The sequence below is a fragment of the Sorangium sp. So ce375 genome, from assembly GCF_051473855.1.
Classification (GTDB): Bacteria; Myxococcota_A; Polyangia; order Polyangiales; family Polyangiaceae; genus Sorangium.
In genome coordinates this window covers 12,437,406-12,461,825 of sequence record NZ_CP150335.1, presented here as the reverse complement: position 1 = coordinate 12,461,825, position 24,420 = coordinate 12,437,406, and the positions used below count along the sequence as shown (strand labels likewise).

At 70.1% G+C, this 24,420-nt stretch carries 23 protein-coding genes; 11 read left to right on the top strand and 12 right to left on the bottom strand.

Going from position 1 to position 24,420, the window contains the following annotated elements; genetic code table 11:
- Window positions 1-19 precede the first annotated feature (19 nt).
- Entirely contained in the window at window positions 20-1,144 is a 1,125-nt protein-coding gene (locus WME90_RS46265; RefSeq protein WP_437278507.1) for an acyl-CoA dehydrogenase family protein, read from the top strand.
- A 66-nt stretch (window positions 1,145-1,210) separates the two neighbouring features.
- Here the strand turns inward: WME90_RS46265 and WME90_RS46260 are convergent, their stop codons facing one another.
- The 5 genes from WME90_RS46260 to WME90_RS46240 are packed head-to-tail and all read right to left on the bottom strand — an operon-like array spanning window position 1,211 to window position 5,381.
- The gene (locus tag WME90_RS46260) at window positions 1,211-1,597 is read right to left on the bottom strand and encodes a response regulator (protein WP_437278506.1); all 387 of its coding nucleotides are present in this window, start codon (window positions 1,595-1,597) and stop codon (window positions 1,211-1,213) included.
- 58 nt (window positions 1,598-1,655) lie between these two features.
- Window positions 1,656-2,390, bottom strand: coding sequence for a response regulator (locus WME90_RS46255; protein ID WP_437278505.1), 735 nt, complete (start codon window positions 2,388-2,390; stop codon window positions 1,656-1,658).
- Between the two features lie 22 nt (window positions 2,391-2,412).
- Complete coding sequence (locus WME90_RS46250) at window positions 2,413-3,969, bottom strand: sensor histidine kinase (protein WP_437278504.1); 1,557 nt, start codon at window positions 3,967-3,969, stop codon at window positions 2,413-2,415.
- A gap of 25 nt (window positions 3,970-3,994) precedes the next feature.
- On the bottom strand, window positions 3,995-4,729 hold the full coding sequence (locus WME90_RS46245) for a sensor histidine kinase (RefSeq protein ID WP_437278503.1): 735 nt from the start codon (window positions 4,727-4,729) through the stop codon (window positions 3,995-3,997).
- A gap of 46 nt (window positions 4,730-4,775) precedes the next feature.
- The gene (locus tag WME90_RS46240) at window positions 4,776-5,381 is read right to left on the bottom strand and encodes a response regulator transcription factor (protein WP_437278502.1); all 606 of its coding nucleotides are present in this window, start codon (window positions 5,379-5,381) and stop codon (window positions 4,776-4,778) included.
- Window positions 5,382-6,090: 709 nt separating this feature from the next.
- Between WME90_RS46240 and WME90_RS46235 the strand changes: the two genes are divergently transcribed.
- From WME90_RS46235 to WME90_RS46215, 5 genes are all read left to right on the top strand, one after another.
- Window positions 6,091-6,582 carry a GreA/GreB family elongation factor gene (locus WME90_RS46235; RefSeq protein ID WP_437278501.1) on the top strand — a complete coding sequence of 164 codons (492 nt, stop codon included), beginning with the start codon at window positions 6,091-6,093 and terminating at the stop codon, window positions 6,580-6,582.
- Window positions 6,583-6,736: 154 nt separating this feature from the next.
- Window positions 6,737-7,813, top strand: a complete 1,077-nt coding sequence (locus WME90_RS46230) for a Spy/CpxP family protein refolding chaperone (RefSeq protein ID WP_437278500.1) — start codon at window positions 6,737-6,739, stop codon at window positions 7,811-7,813.
- Between the two features lie 29 nt (window positions 7,814-7,842).
- Window positions 7,843-8,409, top strand: a complete 567-nt coding sequence (locus WME90_RS46225) for an RNA polymerase sigma factor (RefSeq protein WP_437278499.1) — start codon at window positions 7,843-7,845, stop codon at window positions 8,407-8,409.
- Window positions 8,402-8,797 (top strand): hypothetical protein, encoded by a 396-nt coding sequence (locus WME90_RS46220; RefSeq protein ID WP_437278498.1) that lies wholly within the window; start codon window positions 8,402-8,404, stop codon window positions 8,795-8,797. The genes WME90_RS46225 and WME90_RS46220 overlap by 8 nt, the downstream gene beginning before the upstream one ends.
- Window positions 8,794-9,255 carry a hypothetical protein gene (locus WME90_RS46215; protein ID WP_437278497.1) on the top strand — a complete coding sequence of 154 codons (462 nt, stop codon included), beginning with the start codon at window positions 8,794-8,796 and terminating at the stop codon, window positions 9,253-9,255. Before WME90_RS46220 ends, WME90_RS46215 begins: the two co-directional genes overlap by 4 nt.
- Before the next feature lie 40 nt (window positions 9,256-9,295).
- Here the strand turns inward: WME90_RS46215 and WME90_RS46210 are convergent, their stop codons facing one another.
- A complete protein-coding gene (locus WME90_RS46210) occupies window positions 9,296-10,219 on the bottom strand; it encodes an NAD(P)/FAD-dependent oxidoreductase (protein ID WP_437278496.1) in 924 nt (307 codons plus the stop codon).
- 51 nt (window positions 10,220-10,270) lie between these two features.
- Between WME90_RS46210 and WME90_RS46205 the strand changes: the two genes are divergently transcribed.
- From WME90_RS46205 to WME90_RS46195, 3 genes are all read left to right on the top strand, one after another.
- Entirely contained in the window at window positions 10,271-10,630 is a 360-nt protein-coding gene (locus tag WME90_RS46205) for a hypothetical protein (RefSeq protein WP_437278495.1), read from the top strand.
- A gap of 336 nt (window positions 10,631-10,966) precedes the next feature.
- A complete protein-coding gene (locus tag WME90_RS46200; protein WP_437278494.1) occupies window positions 10,967-11,767 on the top strand; it encodes a hypothetical protein in 801 nt (266 codons plus the stop codon).
- A 577-nt stretch (window positions 11,768-12,344) separates the two neighbouring features.
- Window positions 12,345-13,145: a hypothetical protein gene (locus tag WME90_RS46195; RefSeq protein ID WP_437278493.1), complete on the top strand. Its 801-nt coding sequence runs from the start codon at window positions 12,345-12,347 to the stop codon at window positions 13,143-13,145.
- Window positions 13,146-13,419: 274 nt separating this feature from the next.
- Here the strand turns inward: WME90_RS46195 and WME90_RS46190 are convergent, their stop codons facing one another.
- Together WME90_RS46190 and WME90_RS46185 are read right to left on the bottom strand one after the other, a co-directional pair.
- Entirely contained in the window at window positions 13,420-14,475 is a 1,056-nt protein-coding gene (locus tag WME90_RS46190) for a hypothetical protein (protein WP_437278492.1), read from the bottom strand.
- Window positions 14,476-15,073: 598 nt separating this feature from the next.
- Window positions 15,074-16,138, bottom strand: a complete 1,065-nt coding sequence (locus tag WME90_RS46185) for a glycosyltransferase family 2 protein (RefSeq protein ID WP_437278491.1) — start codon at window positions 16,136-16,138, stop codon at window positions 15,074-15,076.
- 326 nt (window positions 16,139-16,464) lie between these two features.
- Here WME90_RS46185 and WME90_RS46180 point away from each other — a divergent pair, with 326 nt between their 5' ends.
- Window positions 16,465-18,018, top strand: coding sequence for a lipopolysaccharide biosynthesis protein (locus WME90_RS46180; RefSeq protein ID WP_437278490.1), 1,554 nt, complete (start codon window positions 16,465-16,467; stop codon window positions 18,016-18,018).
- A 25-nt stretch (window positions 18,019-18,043) separates the two neighbouring features.
- Here WME90_RS46180 and WME90_RS46175 read toward each other — a convergent pair whose 3' ends face one another.
- The 3 genes from WME90_RS46175 to WME90_RS46165 form a co-directional block, all read right to left on the bottom strand.
- Window positions 18,044-18,337 carry a reverse transcriptase/maturase family protein gene (locus tag WME90_RS46175; protein WP_437278489.1) on the bottom strand — a complete coding sequence of 98 codons (294 nt, stop codon included), beginning with the start codon at window positions 18,335-18,337 and terminating at the stop codon, window positions 18,044-18,046.
- A gap of 325 nt (window positions 18,338-18,662) precedes the next feature.
- Complete coding sequence (locus tag WME90_RS46170; protein ID WP_437278488.1) at window positions 18,663-20,054, bottom strand: O-antigen ligase family protein; 1,392 nt, start codon at window positions 20,052-20,054, stop codon at window positions 18,663-18,665.
- A gap of 555 nt (window positions 20,055-20,609) precedes the next feature.
- Complete coding sequence (locus tag WME90_RS46165) at window positions 20,610-21,584, bottom strand: glycosyltransferase (RefSeq protein ID WP_437278487.1); 975 nt, start codon at window positions 21,582-21,584, stop codon at window positions 20,610-20,612.
- A gap of 524 nt (window positions 21,585-22,108) precedes the next feature.
- On the opposite strand from WME90_RS46165, the gene WME90_RS46160 reads away from it, so the two are divergent.
- On the top strand, window positions 22,109-22,855 hold the full coding sequence (locus tag WME90_RS46160) for a cyclase family protein (protein ID WP_437278486.1): 747 nt from the start codon (window positions 22,109-22,111) through the stop codon (window positions 22,853-22,855).
- A 93-nt stretch (window positions 22,856-22,948) separates the two neighbouring features.
- Here WME90_RS46160 and WME90_RS46155 read toward each other — a convergent pair whose 3' ends face one another.
- Entirely contained in the window at window positions 22,949-24,343 is a 1,395-nt protein-coding gene (locus tag WME90_RS46155) for a pyridoxal-phosphate dependent enzyme (RefSeq protein WP_437278485.1), read from the bottom strand.
- Window positions 24,344-24,420 lie beyond the last annotated feature (77 nt).

The window sequence follows — 24,420 nt, the reverse complement described above, 5'->3', positions numbered from 1 at the left end:
GCCCCGGAGGAGCGACCCCATGAATGCACAGAAAGACGACGCGAGGCAGGCCGACGAGCTCCTCGCCGAGGCCGAGCGGATCTCGGCGATCCTCGCCGAGCACGCGGCCCGGCACGACCGGGACACCACCTTCCCGATCGAGGGGCTGGCCGCCACGATCCGCTCACCGATCAACACGGCGCTGCTCGGCGGGGCCGCCGGCGACGACGCCGCCCGCGCGCCCTGCTCGTGGCTCACCTTCGGCCGCATCGTCGCCATCCTCGCGCGGGGCGATGCGTCGTTCGCCACGGCGTGGCTCATGCACCAGGGCGCCAGGTCCGTGTACCCCGCCCTGACGGCCCCCGACGAGCGGTCCCGCTTCGAGCAGGCGATCCGCCGCGGCGCGTGGGTCGGCAACGCGCTCTCCGAGCCCACCAGCGGCAACATGTTCCTCGTGCCGCGCCAGGTGGCCCAGAAGGCCGAGGGCGGCTATCGCCTGACCGGCGAGAAGCGCTTCGTCACCGGGTGCGAGCACGCCGACTACTTCTTCACGGCCGCGGTCTGCGACGGCCAGCCCGCGTTCTTCCTCATCGACAGGGACGACTCGATCGCCATCGAGCCCGTCTGGGACACGCTCGGCATGCGGGCCACGCGCAGCCAGATCGTCCGCTTCCAGGGCACGCTCCTGCCCGAGTCGCGGCGGCTCGCGATCGATCCGCTGGCGCCCAACCCCATCCCCAACGGCCTCGCCTGGCTCTCCGTCGGCATCGCCGAGGCCGCCATGGCCGCGGCCGTGGCCTACGCCAGGGAGCGGGTCCTGCCGCCGGGCGACCGGCCCATCGCCGAGCTGCAATGGGTGCAGTTCGCCGTGGCCGACATGAGCACGCGCCTCGAAGCCGCGCGCGCCCTCGCCATGCGCACGGCCGCCGCCCTCGACGCGGGCGACCCGAGCTACGGCCTCCTGCAGCTGCAATCCAAGGTGGTGGCCAACGAGGCCGCGGTGGCCATCGCCACCTCGGCCCTGGAGATCGCCGGCGGCGCCGGGTACATGCGCACCCGCCCCATCGAGCGCCACCTTCGCGACGCGATGAGCGGCCCCGTCATGGCCCTGTCCGGCCCCGCGATCCGCGACATCGTGGGCAAGGCGCTGCTCGGCGTCGCCTGACGCCACGCGCGCGGCCACCTCGCGCTCGCGCCGCGCGGGCTCGCGCGCTCTGGGCGTCCGAGCGCCTCAGCCGAGCAGCTGCCGGATTTGATCGAGCAGATCCGGAAAGCCGATCCCCTTGGAGATCACCGCGTCCGGCGGGGGCGCGTCGCCGAGGTCCTCGCCGCCGCTGCCGCTGATCAGCACCGCCTTCGCGCGCGGCAGGCGCGCCCGCAGCACCGCCACGAGATCGGTGCCGTGGCCGTCGCCGAGGTTCTGGTCGAGCAGCGCGAGGTCGTACCGCGCCCCCTCCGCCGCGAGCTTCTGCCCGGCCTCGGCGAACGAGGCGGCCTCCTCGACCTGGAAGCCCTCGTCCTCCAGGAGCGTCGCGAGCACGAGCCGAGACGACGCGTCGTCGTCCACGAGGAGCACCGTCACGCGCACGCCGCCCTCCTCCTCCGCCGCGGCCGGCATGCTCGCGGCCCCGCAGCGCGCAGCGCCCGCCGCCGTCCGGCGAGTTGTCCCGCGCCCCTCAGCACGTCCCCGGTTCGCTCCGGGCGCGCGCGATCGTGTGCATCAGCTCGCGCACCTCGAACGGTTTGTGAAGGCAGGCGTACCCGCCCTGGCTCGTGAACGCGTGGATCATCTCCGGCGTCGCGCAGCCGGTCATCGCGATCACCGTGATCGGGCGGCTCAGCTGCCGGATCTGCTCGCAGGTCCTCACGCCGTCCAGGGAGGGCATCCGGAGATCGAGCACGCACACGTCGACCGCCGCGTCGCGCGCGCGCGCGATGGCCGTGTGCCCGTCGTACGCGGCCTCGGCGCGCAGCCCGGCCGCCTTGAGCCCCGCCACGATCGACTCCGCGACCGCGGGGAGATCGTCCACGACGAGCACGCCGCGCGACGAGAGGGCCCGCGCGACGATCCGCATGAGGTGCTCCATCGAGAAGGGCTTGTAGATGACCGCGTACACGCCCTCGCCGATGCCCTGCTCGATGAGGTGCTCGCGCGCGAAGGCGGTCATCAGCACCACGGTGAGCTCCGGCTGGAGCCGCTTGATCTCCCGGAACGTCGCGACGCCGTCGAGGCCGGGCATCCTCACGTCGCTCAGCACGAGCGCGAAGCGCCGCTGCCTCACGAGCTCGAGGGCGTGCGCCCCGTCGCGCGCCTCGACGACCTCGTACCCCTCGAGCTCGAGGTTCGCCGCGAGCGTGGCCCGCATGCCCTCCTCGTCGTCCACCACGAGCACCGGTCCGCTCACTTGCATCGACGGCCGTCCCCTTCCGCTGTCACGCGGGCTGCGCGGAGTGTACCTCTACCGCCGCGGCGCGCGGCAACCGGATGGTGAACGTCGTCCCGGCGCCGGGCGCGCTCTCCACCTCGAGCGTGCCGCCGTGCAAACGGACGATTCCGGCGGTGATGGCGAGCCCGAGGCCGGTCCCCTTCAGCTTCGTGCTGAAGAGCGGCTCGAAGATCTTCGCGATGTGGTCCTCCTCGATCCCCTCCCCGTTGTCGGCCACCGTCAGGACCAGCGCGTCGCTACCCACATACCCACACACGCGCACCCACCCCTCGCGTCCCTCGGGGATCGCCTCGGCCGCGTTCTGGATCAGGTTCACGAGCACTTGCCGGAACTGGTCCTTGTCGAGGCTCGGCACCGGCAGCGCCGCCGGCACGTGGTTCTCCAGGCGCACGTGCGCGGGCGGCTCGACGACCGACATCGCGTCGTCCACGAGGGGCGCGAGCGGGCAGGCGGTGCGGCGGAGCCTGCGCTCTCGCGCGAAGTCCAGGAGATCGCCGATGATCCTGTTGCACGAGAGGAGCTCCTTCTCCATCAGGCCGAGGAACTGGGCGACGCGCGGCTCCGCGCCGACCTCGGTCCCGGCGAGGCGCTTCTTGAGGTAGTGCGTCGCGTTCCGGATGGCGCCGAGCGGGTTGCGGAGCTCGTGGCCGACGCTCGCCGCGAGCTGCCCTATCGCGGCGAGCCGCTCGACGCGCAGGCTCGACGCCTGCGCCTCGCGCAGGCTCTCGGCCATGTGGCGGAGCGCCGCGCCCATGCGCCCGAACTCGTGCTCTCCCAGGTCGGGCACGCGGTGATCGAGGTCGCCTCCGGCGATGCGCCTCGAGCACTCCGCGAGCGCGCCGAACCCGCGCGCCATCGAGCGCAGCAGGCCGCCGAGGAGCACGACGAGGCTCACGAGCGCCGCCGTCATCAGGGCGATGCTCGCGATCCTGATCCTGGCGCGCGCGCGGCCCGCCTCCTCCGCGTTCCGCGCGACCTCGCGCCGCGCGTCGGCGATGGCCGCGTCGATCTGGGGCACGAAGCCCTCTTCGTACTCGGCCTCCGGGCGCTCCACGAACCTCCGGTAGGCCGCCGGATCCCCGGCGCTCGCCATGCGGGACACCTCGCCGACGCCCCCGGCGATCGCCGCGAAGCTCGCGCGCATCCGGCGAAGGCGCGCGTCGCCTCCCTGCGCCTCGCGCGGCGCCTCGGGGGCGCGCTCGCCCTCGATCAGCGCCCGCTCGAGCGGCGCCCACGCCCCTTCGAGCGGCTCCTGCGCCCGATCGATCGCCTCCGCCGCGGCCAGGTCGCGCGCGACGAGCTCGGCCAGGTAGCGGAGCTCCTCGGTGTCGCCGCCGCCGAGGGAGATCTCCGCGGCTTCCCGCATGTAGCGGCCGGCGTGGTTGGCGAGCGTGACGTGGCGGGTGAGGTCCTCGTACGACAGCTCGGCGCGCCGCTCACGCCGCGTCATGCTGGCGGAGGTGACGTAGAGCGCGCCGGTCGCGAGCAGCACGACGACCGCGGCCACGGCGAAGATCAGCGAGAGGGCGGCCCGGATGCTCACCGCGGCGCCTCGGGCGCGCGCGCCGTCACAGCCGCTCCTCGGCGCCCGCGCCGGGCGGCTCGGGCGCTACCGCGAGGGGCAGCTCGATGCAGGCCAGCGTGCCGGAGGGCGCGCCCCGGCCGAGGGTGAACGTGCCGAAATAGCGGCGCGCGACGCGCCCGGCGATGTTGAGCCCGAGGCCGAGGCGGCCCGGCTTGGTGGTGTAGAACGGGCGCGTGATCACCTCCCGCTCCGCCTCGGCGACGCCCGTCCCGGTGTCGCCGACCTCGATGCGGTAGCGCGCGCCGAGCACGCTCCCGCGCAGCGCGACCACCCCGCCCCCGGGCATCGACTCCGCCGCGTTCTCCACGAGACACCGGATCGCCAGCGCGAGCTCGGCTGGATCGAGCTCGACCACGCCGTCCACCGCCTCGACGTCGACGCGGATCCCCGGCTCGGCGATGCGCGCGCACGCCGCCGCCGTGAGGACGCACTCGCGGGCGCTCGCGCTCACCGGCCGCCGCCTGAGGCTCGCGTTCGCGTCGACGACGCCGTCGACCAGCGCGCTCGCCGCGATCGCCTCCTCGTCGATGACGTCGATGAACTGCTCCACCCGCGGGTCGTCCCGAAAGACCTGCTCCCGGGCGACCTTGCGCCTGATGAAGAACGCCGCATTGCGGATCGTCCCGAAGCAATTGCGCAGATCGTGGCGCAGCGTGGCCACGATCTCCTCGGCCGTCGCGGTCTGCTCCACCGCGCCGAGCGGATCTCGGCTCGTCATCGTGAGGGATCGCCTTCTTGGGTGCCGCGTTCGCCTCGGTGGGCGGTCACTTGAGCGTCCGGGCCGGGAGCCCCGCGTCGCCGACCCGCACCGTGTCCAGGTAGCTCGACGCCGCGCGGGAGGACGGGGGCGGGTCCGTGCGCACCCGCTCGCGCAGCGACGACACCGGCGCGTCCTGGGTCTCCCGCGGCCTGAGCGACGGCGCGCCCCTCACCGCCTTCGATCCGGGCGCGACGGTCTCGCGCGCCGCGGAGGCGCCCGCGCCGGCGGACCGCCTCGCGTGGGCGAGGCGCGCGAGCTCCAGGACGATCCTTGTGATCCGGGCGGGCTCGAACGGCTTGAGGATAACGTAGTGGCGGCCCCCCTCGCTGGAGCGGATGTACTCCTCGGCGCCGGTGATCAGCAGGCAGCTCGTGTAGAACGGCAGATCGGCGACCCGCTTGAGGAGCTCGTCTCCGTTCATCCCGGGCATCTTGTAGTCGGAGCAGACCACGTGGAACTGGCCTGTCTGCAGCAGCTCGAGCGCCCGGTGGGCGGACGTGCAGGTCTCGACGTCGACGTCGTCGTCGAGGATGGCCGCGATGCTGTCCAGCATTCTCCGCTCGTCGTCGACGACGAGCACGCGCAGCCGCTCCTGGGCATACAGGCTCACGATCTTCCTCTTGTGTGCTCGTGCGGTGGTTCGAACGCTGCTCTCGCGTGGCGAGCGACGGCAGGACGCCTCGCGTCATTTCCCGCGCGCGCCCGGCTCGCGCGCTCCAAGCTGTGCGGCGATGCCGCATCGACACACACGCTCTCGTGTCGACGCATGGCAGCTCGGAGCAGCGGCGCAGCAGATTAGGAATCTACACTACTCCCCCTATCCCGGCAAAGAGATTCCTGAACGATTCCTGAGCGGTTCACGATGCGCGCCGGCGCGGGGCGCCATCGCGCGTCTTTGTCGGTCTTCGTCCGTCTTCGTCCTTCCGAGTCACAGTCTTGAAACATTCGATTCACACAGACGATAAGTGCGTCGGCGGCCCCGCACGCGGGGCGCGCGTGAATTGCACATCTGCAAGGAGCGGAGAGGTCTCGGCGCTGAAAAGAGCCCACGAACTGCAACTCTGCAGGAGAGAGGCACCCATTGCAGAGTTGCAATCAGCGCAGGTGCGCTCTCGGCGCTGCTGCGCTGCTGGACGACGGGCGGGCGCGCGGCGGGAGGCCTTTCCAGGAGGAGCTGGGCCGTCCCCTCGGGGACCGGCGGCGACGGACGCGCGTCGCGCGACGCTGAGGACGGCTGCGCCCCTCGGGCCTCGGTCCGCGGCCCGCCCGACGCCCGCGGAGTGACCGCCGCGATCCCGTCTGGTAAGGTGTGTGTGTCCATGCCACCGGCCATCGACAAGCGCGCATTGCTCGCGGCTCTGAAGGACCAGCTCGCCCGCGAGCTCGAGCGCTCCACCGAACGGGCGCGCGACGCCGCGAGCGCCGTGACGCACGAGGAGAACCGCGCGGAGGGCGACAAGGACATGCGCGCCACCGAGGCGTCCTACGTGGCGAGAGGCCACAGCGAGCGCGTGCTCCAGATCGAGCAGGCGCTCGCCAAGCTCGGCGCCGTCACGGTGCGCGACTTCGGCCCTGGCGCCGGCATCGAGAGCTCGGCGCTTGTGGAGCTGGAGAGCGGAAAGCGGCGCGCGCTCTACTTCCTCCTGCCGGCCGCGGGCGGCGAGCGCATCCAGTTCCAGGGCGTCGAGCTGCAGACCCTCGCCACGACGAGCCCGCTCGGCGCGTCCCTGCTGGGCCTGTCGGAGGGCGACGAGGCCGAGGTCGCCACACCGCAGGGGACGCGCACCCACCTGATCGCCAGCGTGCGGTAACGCCAGCCCGGACGGGCCCGCGCTCGCCGCCGGCCTGCCCGCGGAGCCTGCCTCCAGAAAAAGAAGCTCGCCCTCGTAGGGCCCCCCTGCCTGCCGGCGTCACAGGGATGAACGACCCGCTCGGCACGACGCGGGCGACCCAGGAGAAGAGTCGATGACGCAGTCTCGTTGGTGGAGGCTTGGTGGGATATTGCCGCTCGTCGGCGCGCTCGTCGGCGCGTCCGGTTGCACGGCGGAGACGGGTCGGGGCGACACGTCCCCGAGCGACGAGGCCGCCGAGGCGGCCCTCGCCCAGGGGCCCTCGAGGGCCGGCGGTCACCGGGGGGGTTTCGGCGGCCATCGCGGCGGCCCGCACGGCCCCGAGCACCTCCTGCGCGCGGCGCTCCACGAGCTCGACCTCTCGGACGCGCAGAAAGCGACGATCGAGGGCGCCCTCGACGGCCTGCGCGACGGCGCGAAGGAGCGCCCGAAGGACGGGGGCGTGTTCGCGGCGCTCGCCGAGGGCGTGCGCGCGGGCAAGATCGATCGAGCCGCGATCGAGGCGAAGCTCCCCGACGCCGGCCGCGCGGCCGAGGAGCGCCGCGCGCGCGTCGCCGGAGCGCTGGGCACCCTGCACGCCACGCTCACGAAGGAGCAGCGCCGGCAGCTCGTCGACACGATCGCCGCGAAGATGGACGACCGAGAGGCGCGGGGCGAGCGCGGCCCGCGCGGCGGCGAGCGGGGCGGCGAGCACCACCGCGGCCCCCGCGGCGACCGCGGCGGCATGGGCGGCCCCGGCATGCGCGGCGGTCCGCTGGGCCATCTGCTCGCCGGCCTCGACCTGCGCGACGAGCAGCGCGCGCAGATCGACAAGGCCCTCGAGGGCGCGCGCCCGAGCGACGCCGGCCGGAACGCGCCGAAGGAAGATTTCGCGGCGAGGCGCGCCGAGATGCGCGCGCGGCTCGAGACGTTCGCCGCGGATCGCTTCGACGCGAACACGTTCCTGCCGCAGCCGCGCGCGGGCGAGAAGACGGGCCCGCGCGCGCACCTCGACCACATGGTCGACGCGCTGGCCGCGATCGTCCCGATCCTCGATGAGGCGCAGCGCAACGCCCTCGCCGAGCGCATCGAGAAGGGCCCGGCCGCGGGCAGGACCGAGCGCGGCGAGCACGGCCCTGGGCCCGGAGGGCGCGGCCTCGGGCCCGGCGGGCGCGGCTTCGGGCCCGGCGGGCGCGGCCTCGAGCGCCGCTGAGCGCCCGTCCCGGTAGCGCGCGCGGTGCCATGGGCGCAGAATCGCGGGGGCACGTGATCGTCGACCTCAGGCTCGTCGCAGCGCGCGTCGCCAGGGGCGATGACGCGGCCTTCCGGCAGATCGTCGAGCACACGCGCGCGCCGATGTACCGCCTCGCCGCGCGCCTCGTCGGCGACCTCGCGGAGGCCGAAGACGCGCTGCAGGAGGCGTTCGTCGACGCCTACCGCGCCCTGCGCGAGGGGCGCTACGACGGGAGATCGAAGGTGGAGACCTGGCTGTACCGCATCGTGACGAACGCCTGCATCGACGCCCTCCGGCGCCGCCGCGAGACCCCGCGCGAGGCGCCGGCCGAGCCCCGCTTCGACGGCCTCGTCTCCGCCGAGGCGCGCGTCGCGCTGCGCGAGCTCGACGCCCTGCTCGCCGCGCTCCCGCCCCAGGATCGCGCCGCGCTCGTCCTCGTCGCCGTCGAGGGCCTTCCCGCGAAGGAGGCCGCGGCCGCGCTCGGCTGCTCCGAGGGCGCCGTCGAGCAACGCCTGGTGCGCGCTCGCGCCGCGCTCCGCGCCCGGCAGATCGAGGAGGAGGCGCCGCATGCGTGATCGCGACGACGACGACCGGACCGGACCCGATCAGGACCTCGCGCGCCTCGCGGCCGCGACCGCGCGCCTCGACGCCGACGACCGCTTCACGGCGGCCGTGCTGCGCGCGGCCGCGGCGACGAGCGACCCGCTCGCGCGCCTCGCGGCCGCGACCGACGGCCTCGAGCCGGACGCCGGCTTCACCGACGCCGTCGTCCGCGCCGCGACGGCCGCTCCTCTCCTACCCGCGCGGCCTGCGATCGCCGACGGCATCGTCCGCTCGGGTCGCCCTGCCCTCGTCGTCACCGCCCTCGCGGCGGCCGCGAGCGTTATCTTCTTCCTGCAAACGCAGCGCGACGTGGACAGCGCGATCATGGCCTCCGTGGAGGCCCTCGAGGCGAGCGAATGACCGAGCGCCCCGCGCCCCCGCCCGCCCTCGCCCGCTGGAAGCCGCTGGCCGTGCTCGCCGCGGTGTTCCTGTTCGGCGGCGTCGCCGGCGCGGCCATCGGCCGCGGCACGGCCTTGCGCGACCTCGAGGCCACCTTCGGGGGCCCTCCGGCCGAGGCGCGCGCCAAGTTCCGCCTCAGGGCGATGCGCCGCCACCTCGATCTCACCGACCACCAGGTGCACGAGCTCAGGGCGGCCCTTGCCGAGGCCGAGGCCGAGCGGGACAGGCTCCTCTCCGAGTGCCGCCCCGCGCTCGACGCCCTCCGCGATCGCACCGACGCGCGCGTGAAGAGCCTGCTCACGCCCGAGCAGCTCACCCGCTACGAGGAGCTCGAGGCCGAGCGGCGGCGGCACCCGGGCCCGCCGCCGTTCCGACCGGGGCCTGGCCGCGGGCGCGGGCCGGGCGGGCGGGGCGACTGAGAGCCTGTCCAGGCAGAGCCAGCGAGCGCGCGCTCTCGCGCTACGCGAAGTCCTCTTCCTGCAGCGCGCAGTTGATCCCGAACGCCGCGGCGGCGCCCTCGGCGGCGGCCACGATGGCGAGCAGCACCTCCTTCGAGGCGTCCCCGGCGACGAAGACCCCTTCCCGGGTCGTCTCCTCGTGCTCGGCGACCGTCTCGACGCCGCGCTCCTCCGTGATCCTGCAGCGGAGCCGCTCGGCCAGATCCGCCCCCTGCTCCTGCTTCGCCTTGAGGAAGAGCGAGCGGCGCTCCACGGCGCTGCCGTCCTCGAACACCACGCGCTCCAGCATCCCGTCCCTGCCCTCCAGCCGTGCGACTCGCTCCTCGCGCACGCCGATCCCGTGCCGCGTGAGCCGATCGGCGTCCGATCTCGACAGGGGCGCTGGCCCGTCCGTGAACAGGACCACGTCATCGCTCCACGTCTTCATGTTCACGGCGAGCGAGACCCCGGAACAGCCCTGTCCGTACACGCCGATTGCCTGATCGCGCGCCTCCCATCCATCGCAGTAGGGGCAGTGGTGCACGCTCTTGCCGTACATCGCGGCGAGCCCGGGGAGCTCCGGCAGCCGGTCGACGAGCCCGGTGGCGAGCAGCAGCTTCCGGCAGCGCAGGCGCTCGCCTCCTTCCAAGATCACCTCGAAGCGCCCCTGTCCACGGCGGACGTCTGAGACGGCCGCCTCGCGGATCTCGACGTCGTAGGGCTCCAGCTGCTCGCGCGCGATCCGCCTGAGCTCGGACGGCGCGATCCCATCACGCGACAGGAACCCGTGCACCTCGCGCGCCGCGTGATTGCGGTACTGCCCCGAGTCGCACACGAGCACGCGCCTCCGGCAGCGCCCCAGGATGAGCGCCGCGCTGAGGCCGGCCGGCCCTCCGCCAACGATGATCACGTCGTATCCCGAGATGTCCGCTTCGCGTGTCGACATGGGGTCGGAGCCGCCTCGCAACGGGCGCGCCGCGCCACCACCGCGCACGGCGTGTCCCCGTCCCCGCCCGGGCTCGGGGGCGCCCGGCGCGCGCCGCTCGCCAGCGCTCCCTGGAACCGCTGGGGTCACCGCATGCGCTCCTGCATGAGCCTGTCGGCCGCGCGGCTCTCGGCTGTGACGCTGACGAGCGCTTGCGCACGCTCGGATCGATCCGAATCTGCCCACAAGGAGTCGGCCTCGCCCGCGCAGGCCGCGGCGCTGGATCAGCGAGCGCAGGGGCCATCACCCGCGACGGCGCGGCTCGCCGGGCGGGCGACGCGGATCACCGTCGAGACCACGATCCTGGTCGACGCCTCCGAGCCGGCGACGCAGCGGCTGCGGACCGCGGTCGAGGAGCGCGGCGGCACGTGAGCGCAACGCGACGACACCCAGGCCGCTCGCCGTCGTTCTGTCGAGCCTTCATGCAATGTGAGATTTCGATCACCCACCGCTCCTTACCGGGTCTCAGGCGGAGCGCGACGAACACGACACGCGACCGTGTGTTGGTCCCGCACGCCGTGGACAGAGCAGCACCAATTCAACGATTTAAAATTCCACACAAGTCACCGGCTGAGCACTGGACATGATGGCTAGTCATCGGTACACCCCCTCCGCCCTTCGACGAGGCCACGAAGGGACGAACCCGGGGGGACGACCATGTACCGGATCGGCACCGCTGCTCTCGCAGCGCTCTCGTTCGCGTCTTTGGTGGGCTGCATCGCAGTTCAGGAAGAGGAGGAGGGCGTCGTAGGAGTCGCCCCTAGCGCGCTCGAGTTCGTGAACGCGCTCAACCCCAATGCTCTCAACCCCAACGCGCTCAACCCCAATGCCCTCAACCCCAACGCGCTCAACCCCAGTGCCCTCAACCCCAGCGCGCTGAGCCCGGCGGCGCTGAGCGCGGTCCAGGCTCCGGATGCCGGGGGAGATCTGTCACGCCAGCTCCTCCGCTATGTGGTCAGCTGTGCGTTCGACGTATCGCAGTCGTTCAGCTTCTCGTGGACCGACAGCGAGGGCACGGTCCAGTACGAGGTGTACTGGGGGCTCCTCGGGCTCGCGCCGCAATGGGAGACCTCGGCGCTCAACCCTCCGAAGCAGCAGTTCATCTCGGCGTGCCTCGCGTCGCGGACGAACTGGTACGGCGCCTCCGTGACGATCTCCTCGCGGGGCGATGCCTCGGCCATCAACAAGACCGGCAGCCCCGAGCTCTCGACCTACACGCGGCTGGAGGGCGCCTTCTGGGGCAATCTGTTCGCCCCCTCTCCTTACCTGAACGCCTGCTACAACGAGGCCAATCGTGACCATGCGCGATCGCTGTCCCGGGACTGCGCCGCCGGTCATCTCGACGGCAGCGGGCCCGCCCAGCCGTGCGGGATGATCAACATCGTCGGCTCGTGCGACAGCGCGTGCGAGCCGCTCAAGCAGCGCGGCATGTACTACCCGAGCTGCGCCAGCAACGTCAACGGCACCGTGGACTCGACCCCCAAGGTGATCACCGTTTTCCTTCCCTAGCCGTCCGCGGGCAGCGCGCGGCTCGGGGTAGAGCGCTCATCGCCCGAGTTCGTCCAGGGTCCCACGCCCGCCGCAGGCCCCCGGAGAGGGCGCTCGCCGCGAAAAGCGGGGCACGTACCTGAGCCCGACAACGTCCTTGTCCCCTTGGCGCTCGCGCGCGCCAAGATCCCTGCGACGCTCGCCTACAACCGACGCCCGGCCTCGCGGGGCCTCGTCGGTGAGCTCGGCCCGCCGATCACCGCGGGCACGCGGCAAGAGGCAACGGCGATGGCCCGCGGCCTCGCTGCGGTCAGCCGGTCGAAGCTAGCCTTGGCGCTCGCAGCTCTGCCTACCTGGAAGAGCCGCATTGTGATCGATGCCGACAATCCGCTCGCCCCTCACGCCGTGGACAGAGCAACCCGAATTCTCGATTTACGAATTTTACACAAATCACCAGTTGAGCACTGGACATGATGCCTATTCATCGGTACACCCAATTCGACCTTCGACGAGGGCACGAAGGGACGAACCCGGGGGGGGGACGACGATGTACCGGATCAGCATCGCTGGTTTCGCAGCGCTTTCGCTCGCGTCTTTGGTGGGCTGCATCGCAGTTCAGGAAGAGGAGGAGGGCTCCGTAGGAGTTGCCCTTAGCGCCCTCGAGTTCGTCAACGCCCTCAACCCCAACGCCCTCAACCCCAACGCCCTCAACCCCAACGCCCTCAACCCCAACGCCCTCAACCCCAACGCTCTCAACCCCAACGCATTGAGCCCGGCGGCCCTGAGCGCCATCCAGGATCCCGGGGCGGCCGGCGATCTCTCGCGCCAGCTCCTCAGCTATGTGGTCGGCTGTGCGTTCACCTCGTCGCAGTCGTTCAGCTTCTCGTGGACCGACGGCTCGGGCACGGTGCACAACGAGGTGTACTGGGGGATCATCGGCCTCGCGTCGGACTGGAGCACCAAGCCCCTCGGCCAGACGGAACAGCAGTGGGTCTCGGCGTGCCTCGCGTCGCGGACGAACTGGTACGGCGTCTCCGTGACGATCTCCTCGCGGGGCACTCCCTCGGCCCTCGACAAGACCGGTACCCTCGAGCTCACGACCTACACGCATCTGGAAGGCGCCTTCTGGGGCAATCTGTTCGCCCCCTCTCCTTACCTGAACGCCTGCTACGACGACGCCAATCGCAGCTATTCACGGTCGCTTTCGCGGGAGTGCGCCGCCGGTCACCTCACCAGCGGCGGGGCCGTCCAGCAATGCGGGCTGCTCAGCATCCGCGGGTCGTGCACTGCCTACTGCCAGCAGCTCAACACGAACGGCATGTACTACCCGAGCTGCGTCAACAACCTCACCGGTATCCCCGAGTCGACCACCCGGGTGATCACCGTCTTCCTCCACTAGCGCGCAAGGCGTGGCTCCGGCTCGGATGGGGCTGCACTTTCAGGGGAAAGTGCAGCACTCGCTCTCAAAATACAGCACGCTGCGGAAGCGAAGTACCGCACTCACGACCCCTCCAGGAGATCGTGACGGCTGCGTCGAGCCGAGAATTCACCTGCTCGCCACACCCCACGCTTCCGCGAATACAAGAATGCGAGCGTGTTCCGGTACGCCTTCGAGGAAGCTGCGGCGCAGGGCAGGCGACTCGATGGCGTCCGCCTCGGCGCACAGCTGATCCCTAGATGGTGGTGCTGTACCAGGCGAGGACGAAATCCCGGTCGAGAGCTGTACCCATCATGTCGCTCGGCAGCGACGATGCCACCTCCTCGAGCTGTTCTGCCTTCCCGAGCGCCCCGCTCGCCCAGGCGAGCATCGCCAGCGCGGCGTGAGCCGTCCTGCCCTTCTCGGATGCCAAGGCGACGGCCGCTTTCGCCGCACGCTCCGCCTCGACGAACGTGCCCCGCCAGCTGTGCGCGGTCGCCACGATCGTGCGGGGCCGCGCGGCGGCCCCCTCTCCCGGCGCGCACGCGAACGCCCGCTCCACCCGCGCGAGCGCGACGTCGAGATCGCTCGCCTCCAGCGCCTGCTCCGCCGCGCGCTCGTACCAGCGCGCGGCCGCAACGATCGCCCCGCCGTGCTCAAAGTGCTCCGCGAGCACCCGCGCGTCGCGCTCGCCGGCTTCCTCCAACCACGCACCGGCAAGCCGGTGACCGAGCCGCCGATCCACCTCGGTCAGCATGCTGTACGCCGCCTCGCGCACGAGCCCGTGCCGGAAGGTGAAGTCGGCCGCGCGCACGAGCTCCTCCACGAAGAACGGGTTGCCCGCGGCGCGCCGGACGATCTCCGTTACATGCTCGGCGGAGGCTTGCTCGCCGAGCGCGGCCCGTACCATCCGCTCGCACGCCCGGCGAGGCATGAGCTGCGGATCCTTCCGCGCCGCACACAGCTGTACTCGCTCTTCGTCCGGGAACGGCACGCCGACCATCTCCCCCAGGAACTCCGTCACCCGTTCCCGGAGCGCCGGCTCAACATACGGGGCCACGCGGGCCGCGAGCTGCTCCCTCTGGCGCACGAGGGGCTCGCCGTCGACGAGGCGCGCCGGGCGGCGCACCGCCTGTCCAAGCAGGTCGAGGGGCGCCCCGGCGCGCGCCGGGTCCCCCCGGCGCCGACGATGCGCTCGAGCTCGAACCGACCGGCAATGACCATCGGCGGCTCCGTCATGCGCATGCCCCGATGATGATACCAACGCCGTCGTCCACCTGACGGGCAGTGAAGAATCTTGAGCAACCGGCACGAAAACCTTGGCGGCCGAGTAGTGGCTGACGACCCGAACAGATCTGCCGACCTTACGTCTGCGGCACTCGAAATCCCCATCTGGGCCGCTCAGCTCGGCCGGGCGTCGTCCCGAAGCACGGCGAGTCGACGTTACCGGACGTCCCGTTCTGCTCAACGCGACATTGACTCCGCCGATGTGGTGCGAAGCCTGCCACTCTCGCATCCCTTGATCCCTGCGAAGGTGGGGGATGCCGAGAGCAGCGCCTTACGGAGGCGACCGTGCCCATACCCAATGAATGACGCGTGACGTTGTCCGCCCCATCGGCCTCGCGCTCGCCACATATCTAGCGGTCGGCTGCGAAGTAGCCTTTGCGACAGTTAAATGGGCTCTCCTCGTGCGCCCTGGGTCACGTGGAGTGGGTCACAGCTTGCTTCGCCGAGCCGCCGGGCCCTCCGCGCGGGCCCTGCCGCTGCGCGGCGCCGTCCCGCCGCGCCCTTCCACTCCGGCTGGCGCAGGGCGAATGCCCGCGCCGCGGCCTGGGCACGTTGGAACAGACGCGCGGCGCGCGGGGGCCGCGCCGCCGCGCCCCCTTGGTGATGAGAGCGAGAGGCTCGGCTTACCCTTGCAGCTCGAACGTTCCCGTCGTGTCGGTCCGTCCGTTCCCCGTGCCCGCCATGTCCGGCTGTCGATTGACGGCGCCCTCCTTGGCGTTGCCGCTACGGCGCGCCATCAGCTCGGGACTTGGCGCTCCGCCACGATGGTGCTCCGAGGGGGACCCTATGAGGAGCCGCGCAAAGACCTTCGTTCTTTCCCAGGAGCGGTTGCGGTCGGGATGCGGCAGCGTGCGCGGGTAGGTCACGAGCCAGCGCATCAAGAAGGACAGCGCGGTCAAGCGGTCGTCCTGGTCCATGAACGCGAGCGTGGCGTCTCGATAGAGGAACGCCGACGCGGCTGGACGGAGGTGGAGGAACCGGGGATTCTGCTCGAAGAACCTGTTGAGCACGAGCGCGAGGCCTTCATACATCGGCAGGGCATTACGGCTCGCCTGCCCGGAGTGCGGGCGGTATTGGAACACCGGCACTTTCAGTCGAGCGGTCGCATACCTGGCAGCGAGCCGGATCCACATGTCGCGATCCTCGGCGTAGCGGAGATTGACGTCGAAGCCTCCGACCTGGTCGAAGCAGCGGCGCCGGGCGATCACGGCGCACACTCCCAGCGGCGACCAGGTCAGGAAGTCCACCACGCTCAACCGCTCGACCTCAGGATCCTCCGGCAGGTCCCCCTGCAACGCATCTGGCGTCCCGTTTCCCCCGAGGCAGGAGAGATCAGGGTGATCCCTCAACACCCGCATCTGCAGGGCCAGCTTTTGCGGATGCCATACGTCGTCGGCATCCAGCAGGGCCACCCACTCGCCGGAAGCCAGGCCGATGCCGGTGTTTCGCGCCGCGGAGACGCCCCGGTTCTGCTTTCGAAAGTACCGTATCCGGTCGCGGTAGGGAGCCAGCCGCTCGGGCGTATTATCGGAGCTTCCGTCGTCGACCACGATGATCTCACGCCGCTTGTAAGTCTGCGCGAGCACGCTCTCCACCGCGTCCGCTACGAAATGACCGTAGTTGTATGTCGGAATCACCACGGACACCAGCGGCTCCTGCTCCTGCCGCAGCGCCTCTATCTGACTCATACCTCGACCCTCCCCCGGCGCAGACCATATTCCACATTCATCGGGTCGGCCAGGAGCCACGCATTCTTCATCAGCGATTCTATTCGTCCTCCGCCACGGGCGTGAGATCGGCAGTCGCGACGGGCTGTACACCATCGAGGTTCGACGTACTAGAACGCGCGGGACGCAGGACGATGTTCGGGGCAGTCACCGCATAGCGACGGACGGCGAGCGCGCTGCGAAGGCGGCATAAGAGCGTGGACCTGGCAAACCTGGCGCGCTAGAACGAGCGACGGCCACGTATCGATTTGTCGAGGTTCACGAAGCTCACGAGGCTTACGAGGCACATGCAATCCATCGATATCGAGTATGGACGGGTGACCAGCAAGGCCGCTAGCGTCAAGCCGCGCTGGTCTCGACTTCTCCCCGTCTGGAACGTCTCGGCGTCCTGGCTCAGCATGTTCGTGTCAACCGCGGGCGGGTTCATCGTGACCCCGGCGCTCCTGGGAGCGCTCGGGGAGGTCAACTACGGGATCTGGCTCCTCGTCACCTCGTTCATCTTTCAGCTGCGGATCCTCGATCTCGGCATCTCGAACGGGACGATGAAGTTCACCGCGGGCGCGTACGAGCGAGGCGACAACCGGGAGCTCACGAGCGTCTGGAGCACAAGCCTCCTCCTCTTCGGCTCGGCCGCCCTCCTGACGCTCGGGGCCACGAACGCCCTTATGGTGGTCCTGCCGCGCCTGTACCCGGCGTCGCTCGGGACGCACAGAGACATCATCCTGGCGCTCGGCGTGGGCACGGCGCTCGAGCTCCTGCTCCGGCCGTACGCGGCGAGCGTGCGCGCGCGCTCCCTCTTCTTCCTCTGCGATACGGTCGAGACGGTGTCGTACTCGCTATTCAAGCTCGGCCTCGTGCTCTACTTCGCAGGGACGAAATCCATGTCCCTCGCGCTGCTGTGCGGCATCACGGTCGCCGAGACGGTGTTCAGGAACGTCGTCGTCGCCGCGGCCGCGCTCAAGCTCGCTCCGTGGACGCGCAGGTTCACGCCACGGGCGGCGGACCGCGCGACCTTGGCCAAGCTGGCGCGCTACAGCGGCGCGGCGCTGATCATCAACCTCGCCGATGTCCTGAGGTTCCAGATCGACTCGGCGGTCATTGGTGGCTTCATGCCCGGGGCGCTGGAGAACATCTCGATATACAGCATCGGCATGCGCCTCGTGACGACCGCGGCGTTCAGCGTCGGTATCATCGGCGCCGTGCTCATCCCGCGCTTCAGCGGGCTGTTCGAGAAGGGGGACGCGGCCGGGCTCACGCGCCTCCTCGATCGTACGAACCTCGTCTCGGGGCTGCTCACGGCCTACCTCTTCATCAACATCGCAGCGCTGGGGCCAGACCTCCTGGCGCTGTGGATCGACAAGCCGTGGATATCACAGAGCTCGACCATCATGCTCCTCATGATCCCCTCGTACTTCGTGATGCAGCTGACTGGGCCCGTCGCGAGCCTGCTCGCCGGCAGCGGGAAGCTGCGCGGCCAGACGATCATCACTGTGGCCGAGGCGCTCGCGAACGTGGTGCTCAGCATCGCCCTCGTAGGCCCGCTCGGGATCTACGGGGTGTGCCTCGGCACGGCGATCCCGATGATGCTCGTGCGCGGCATCGTGTTCCCCATCGTCGTCAAGAAGGAGATGGGCATCGGGGTCTTGCGCTACTACCGCTCGCACCTCCCCGCGGTGGCGATCGCCGCCGTCTACTCCATCGTGATCGTCGCCGCGCGCTTCGCTCCGATCCACGGCTTCCTCTCGCTCATCGCGGTGGGCGTCGCGAACACGCTGTTCTTCGCCGTCCTCGTCTTCCTGTTCATCCCCGAGGCGCGCCAGCTCGCCGCCGCCCGCCGCTGACACGGCTGCGGGAAGTCGCCCCGGTTCAGCCCAAAACCTCCATGGCGCCCGCGTGCAGCCACTTCATCGGCAGCCGCGCCATACGCCTGTCGCCGATCCGGTGCTCGAGCACCCAGCTCGTCTTCCGGCTGATGCCCTCCGCGAGCGCGTTCAGGGCGTCGTGTCGCCCCCGGCCAGGCCGGCAGCCATACGAGAAACCCAGGGACGCTCGCTCGTAGATCGGCGCCAGCACCATCCGCGCCGCCCGCTGGACGAGCTCGTCCTCCGGCGCTGGGATGCCGAGCGGCCGCGTACGCCCATCGCCTTTCGGGATGTGCACGCGACGCGCCGGCTGCGGGTGGTAGCTGCCGCGATGAATGCGATCCAGCGGGTCGAGCAGGCGAGCGTCGAGGTGCTCGCCGTATTCTTCCCACGTGACGCACCCACTCCGGGCCCCGCGTGCCTACGCAGGCGCTGGGACGCCTCCTTCAGCGGCGGCACCTCGATCGCGCTCAGCAGGTTGTCGAACCGCTCTCGGGAGCGATCGCTCGGGCCTCGCCTCGAGCCCGGGTCTGGCCAGGGTCACGTCTCTGTCTTCTCGTTTCGTTGAAGCCCCTCGACGCCGAGGGGCTCCGCGGGCGACCGTGCTCTCGGTCGCCTGGCCTTCACCGTCTGATGTGAAGGTAGATGTTCAAGACTCCGAGGAGGGTGAATATGGCGCAGCACACGGCGACGATCTCCTTCTTCGACAGGCGGATCGAGATGCGGGGGTCCTGCGCGTGCGCGATGCCATAGAGGGCCATGGATGCGCCGACCACGATGTAGAGCATGTCCTTGTAGCTCCACGACAGGAAGAAGATACCCACCAGCGCGCCGCACAGGCTCACGAAGACGGCCGCGGCAAAGCGCAACACCGTGGTGTCAATGTTGTAGCCGCCGCGCCAGATCTTGAACGACACCTTCAGCGACGTATAGAGGAGCAGCGCGAACAAGCAGACGCCGACGACGCCGGTCTCCGCAGCGGCGAGCAGGTAGGAATTGTGCGCGGTCTGCGCGTTCGGGGATTCGTCCGCGAACTGGCCGACGCCGATGCCGATGCCCATGGTGTGCTGGATCATATCGAAGCCATCACGCAAGAGCTCGATACGCGCATCCGTGCTCCCCTCCGCCTCGTCTCCGCTCCGTCCACCGAACATGACCATCGGTGTGCCCGCGAAGCCTGCGACGAAGATGCCCTTCAAGCCGTGCCGCTGCAGGACGCAGAGGGTGATGATGACGAGGTACACGATGAGCCCCATCCGCGAGCGTGCGAAGACGATCATGGTCCCGATCCCGGCCAGGTTCGCGGTCACGAAGAGCATGCGGACGGTCGCCGATACCCAGGAGAGGAACGTGCGGGGCTCCATGGCTGGCGCGTACGGGCGCGGCGAGGGCGCGAGGCGCAGACCGGCGCTCGGGTGAGCCAATCTTCGATTTCGCCGAGTGAGCGTCAGGGCAAAGGGGATGGTCATCCCCGCCATCAGCGACAGGTCGTTGGGATCGTGGAGCGTGCCGCGGTAGCGCACGCGATCGGCGATGGTTGTCGTCGCGAACGGACCCGGGCGCTCGCAACGATACTCGGCGTAGGGGTCGGGCGCGTCGACCCAGCAGTCGGCGCGTACTTCGCAAGCGCGGCCATCGGGCGTCAGGCTCTCGCCCACGGGGTCGGAGATCATGCACTCGAGAGGCGTATACGCCTGCTTGAGCGCGACGCAGGTGACCAGGACGGCGCAACCGACCAGCGTGATCACGAAGATCCGGAGGCCCCGCGGCGAGGCGCACCCGAAACCGAGCGCGAGCATGACGCACGCCGTGGGCAGCAGATCCATCAGGCGCTCGAAGAAGACGTCAGGGCTCTTCACCGCGGTCGTCAGGAGCCCCCACACCATGAACCAGACCGCGTACCGCATTTGCGGCGAGATCGTCAGCTCGATGCGTCGCATTTGGTAGTCGACGACGACACAAGCGACGGTGATCGCGAGCATCAAGTGCAGCAGCCCCGGTATGGCGCCTAGCACCGGGACGAATTCTTGTGGCTTGATGATGATGAGCGCGCAGAGCGCGCACGCAGCCCATGCAGCCATAGCGTCGTCGCGCCGCCACTGCCACCGAGTCTTAGGCTCTATGCCGCGCCGGCCGCTCGTGGACAGAGCGGCTCTCCGGCGGACATACGAGCGGCGGGCCGCCCCTTTCGATTCGCAAATTTAATCGTTAATCCATGCTTGTCCAGCGCAGGTTGGCGCTGCTGAGCAAGCAGAAAGCCCCGCAGAGCGCCGCGGTGTTCGAGGTCGACCGGGCCCCGAAGGGCACTAATGTCGGGGCCATCGTCGCCGAGGTGCCGGCCATCGTCCTGGCGGCCGCATCGGGGGCTCCGAGCCTCGAAGCCCTCGAGCATCACATCGATGTCCGGGGCTTGGACGCAGCGAGCAAAGCGCGCGCCGTGCGCGCGGGTCAGGCTTCGCGGTGCGGGCCAGAGGTCTGGGCGTCACGAGAGAGCGCCGCGACGCGCGAGCGCGAACACGCCATGGTGGCTCACGAGCGGGACCTTCGGCGTGGGAATCAGAGCGTGAGGGTCACCCCTGCGACGGAGAATTCGCGCTTACGCCCCGAGCATCGTCTGGCCTGTAGAAATGCTTACCGTAGAAGAAGCCCGCCAAATCCCAGATGGCCAGCTCATCCGAGAAATTCTGCGACGAGCTCCTGTCTCGCTTCAACAGAGTCGGGCCGATCCTGAGCATGGCGCGCGCCGCACGCCCGTAGCGGTATCGCGGCACTCCGATGAGATAAACCACTGGCGAGGGGCGCTCTCTGTCCAGTACGCCGAGCGAGACGGAGTTCCAAAAGCACCAGCGCCGATAATAACGCTTCGTCAACCTCTCGGGTGGAATATAGTGATAGATGATGAGGTCCGGCAAATACAAACCGCGTGCGCCCGCCGCCAACAGGCGCGCCGTCATGTCTTCATCTTCACCTGCGAGCAGGCGCGAACCTTTTCGCCCGACCAACGTCGAGTATGGGCCGACCCTGTTCAGCATCGCGCGGGTGACGACCGCGTTGCCCCCCATCAACACGCCGTCGTACTCTTTGCCGAAGACGCGCACCTGATCGCCGCCGTCGATCGCGCCGATGACTGCCCGGTAGCCATTCGGCAACCACGCGGGCTGCGCGGCCCCCCACCGCGGAATGTAAGGTCCGCTGACAAAATCGACGTTCCCGTCACGAAAGGCTCGGTCGACACGCGCGTACCAATGAGCCTCGACCTCTTCATCGTCGTCGATCATTCCGACGAGATCACCGTTCGTCGCGGCGATGCCGGCGTTGAGGGCGTGCGACCGCCCCTGCTTCCCTTCAAATAGATAGCGGAGCCGACCGCCGAATTTTGCCATGTAACCCTCGACAACAGCCCTCGTATCGTCCTTCGAGTTGTTGTCGACGACTGTGACGCGCACCTCTGCCCCTTGCGGAATGTGCGCCGCGAGCAGGCTATCGAGGGTGCGCTTGAGCAACTCTCCGCGATTGTAGGTTGGGATGATCACGTCCAATTTCATCGCTGCCCCCCCTCCCCGAGCTCCATGCTGACTAGAAAGCCACGGGCGGACGTTTAACGGTCGAGGCATACCGATCGAGCACAGCGCACCGTTGGGACATCTCGACCCTCGGCTGGCATCAATCGTATGCGCGAGATCCATACATGATACTTCGGAGGAGCGGCCCGTGCAAAGACACTCTGGAATGTCAATCGTGTCCGCTCGCGACGGGTACTGGATGTCCGTTTCGAGATCGTGGGCAGTCCGCCCGGGGCTTGGCGAGGCGTCGCCGGCGCAGAGCCAGCGCCGGGTGAGCGGTGCAGAGCGCGTTCGCGCCGCGCTCCGCGCGCCCCGCGAGGCGGCCGTCCACGGAGGGATGCCCCCCGGCGATGCTCGGCGCTTCACGCCTCCGCTCGCCGGCCCCTACCAGGTCCCGCGCTCCGCGCTGAACGGGAGGGGGCGCAGCGGGCGCGCGCTCGCGGCGCGGCGCGAGCCCTCGCTGACGTGCCTTGTGCGGGCAGCGTGGCCATGGTGAGCTGCGCGCCATGCAGCACGCGCACGGAGCGGACGTGATCGACATCGCCGCGGCGCGGGTGGTCGATCTGACGCACCCGATCACGCCCGAGATGCCGCTGTTTCCCGGCGACAAGCCCTATGCGTCGGAGACGCTCAGCACCATCGAGGTGAATGCTTGTTGCTCGAATCGGTTCTCGATGGACGAGCACGCGGGCACCCACGTGGACGCGCCGGCGCACTTCGCGGCCGGGGCGGCGACCATCGAGCAGATCGCCCCGGAGCAGCTCGTGGGGTCGGCGGCGGTCGTGGACGTGACGGCGGCCGTGGCGATGAACCCCGACCATCGGGTCACCGTGGACGATCTCCGGGGCTGGGAGGCGCGGCACGGGGCCCTCGCCGCGAGGCACATCGTGCTGATCCGGACGGGCTGGGGGGCCCGCTGGTCCGATCCGGCGAAGTACAGGAACGAGGACGCGCGCGGGGTCATGCACTTTCCCGGGGTCTCCGTCGAGGCCAGCCGCTACCTGCGCGAGCGCGGCGTGCGCTGCATCGGCATCGACACGCTGTCGACCGACCCGGGGTCGAGCGAGACGTTCGAGCAGCACAGGGCCTTCCTTGGCGCCGGCGGCTACCACATCGAGAACCTGGCCAACCTGGAGCAGCTCCCGGAGGCCGGGGCCGTCGTGGTGGTCGCGCCCCTCCCGCTCGCGCGCGGAAGCGGCGCGCCCGCCCGGGTGCTGGCGCTGGTGCCACGCTCCGGCGACCCGGCGGCGTAGCGCGCAGCGCGAGCGCCGGCCCGCTCGAGCTGTGCGCTCGAGGGTAGGTGAGATCGCGCCGAGCTGCCCGGTCCCCGGCGGGGACAGCGCTCGTCACACCTCGTGCAGCTTCACCCGGCGCCGAAGGTAGTTGATCAGGTCGATGCGGGTGACCAACCCGACGAACTCGTCACCATCGGTCACGATCGGCACGAGCCCGGCGTCGAACATCGGCAGGAGATCTCGAATCGGCGTCCGCACGTCGACCGTCCGGAGCCTCGTCGTCATCGCCGTCTCGACCGGCTGGCGGAAGCGCGACACGTCGTCGACGGCCGCGAGGAGGAGGTCGGACTCGTCCAGGAGGCCGACGATCTTGCCGTCCTCCAGGACGGGGAGCTGCGACACGTCGTAGAGCTTCATCCTCGCATAGGCCACGAGGAGCGCGTCCGAACGCTGCACCGTGACCACCGCCCTGTCCGCGTGGCGGCGCGTGATCACGTCGCGCAGATCCCCTGTCGGCGCGCGATCGGTGAAGCCCTGATCGGCCATCCAGAAATCGTTGTACATCTTCGACAGGTACTTGTTGCCGCTGTCGCAGACGAGGGTGCAGACGCGCTTCGGCGACGACTGCTCGCGGCAGTAGCGCAGGGCCGCCGCGAGCAGCGTCCCGGACGACGACCCGGCGAGGATGCCCGTCCTGGAGAGGAGCAGCCGCGCCGTCTCGAGGCTCTCGCGGTCGGAGATCGTGTAAGCGTGCTTGACACGGGACAGGTCGAGGATCGGGGGGAGGAAGTCCTCCCCGATGCCCTCCACGAGCCACGAGCCCGCCTTGCCGAGCTTGCCGGTCTTGACGTAGCCCGCCAGCACCGAGCCCTCCGGATCGGCGAGCACCATCTCGCAGCGCGGCTGCGCCTTGGCGAAGTAGCGCGAGAGCCCGGTCATGGTGCCGCCGGAGCCGACGCCGCACACCATCGCGTCGATCCTGCGATCGAGCTGCGCGTCGATCTCGGGGCCGGTCGCGGTCTCGTGAGCGAGCGCGTTCGCGGGGTTCTCGAACTGGTTCACGTAGAACGCGCCTTCCTCGCGCGCGATGCGGGCCGCCAGGTCCTGGTAATAGCTCGGGTGGCCCTTCTCGACGTCGGAGCGCGTCATCACCACCTGCGCGCCGAGCGCCTTCAGGTGGAAGACCTTCTCCTGGCTCATCTTGTCGGGGATCACGAGCGTGAGCCGGTAGCCCTTCTGCGCGGCGACGAGCGCGAGGCCGAGCCCGGTGTTGCCCGCCGTCGCCTCGACGACGTGGCGCCGCTCGCCCCCGAGCTGACCGGCGCGCTCGGCCGCCTCGATCATCGACAGGCCGATGCGATCCTTGATGCTGCCGCCGGGGTTCTGGCTCTCCATCTTGAGGAAGAGCTCGCACGGGCCGGCGTCGAGCTGAGTCACCTGGATCATCGGGGTGTGCCCGATGAGAGCGACGATGTTCTCTGCAGGCGCAGGGGTCGGCGTGGACATTGGCATGACAGCTCAACGGTCACACGACGGGCACCGCCTGTCGAGGTGCTGTCGGCGATGACGCGCCATGACGCGCG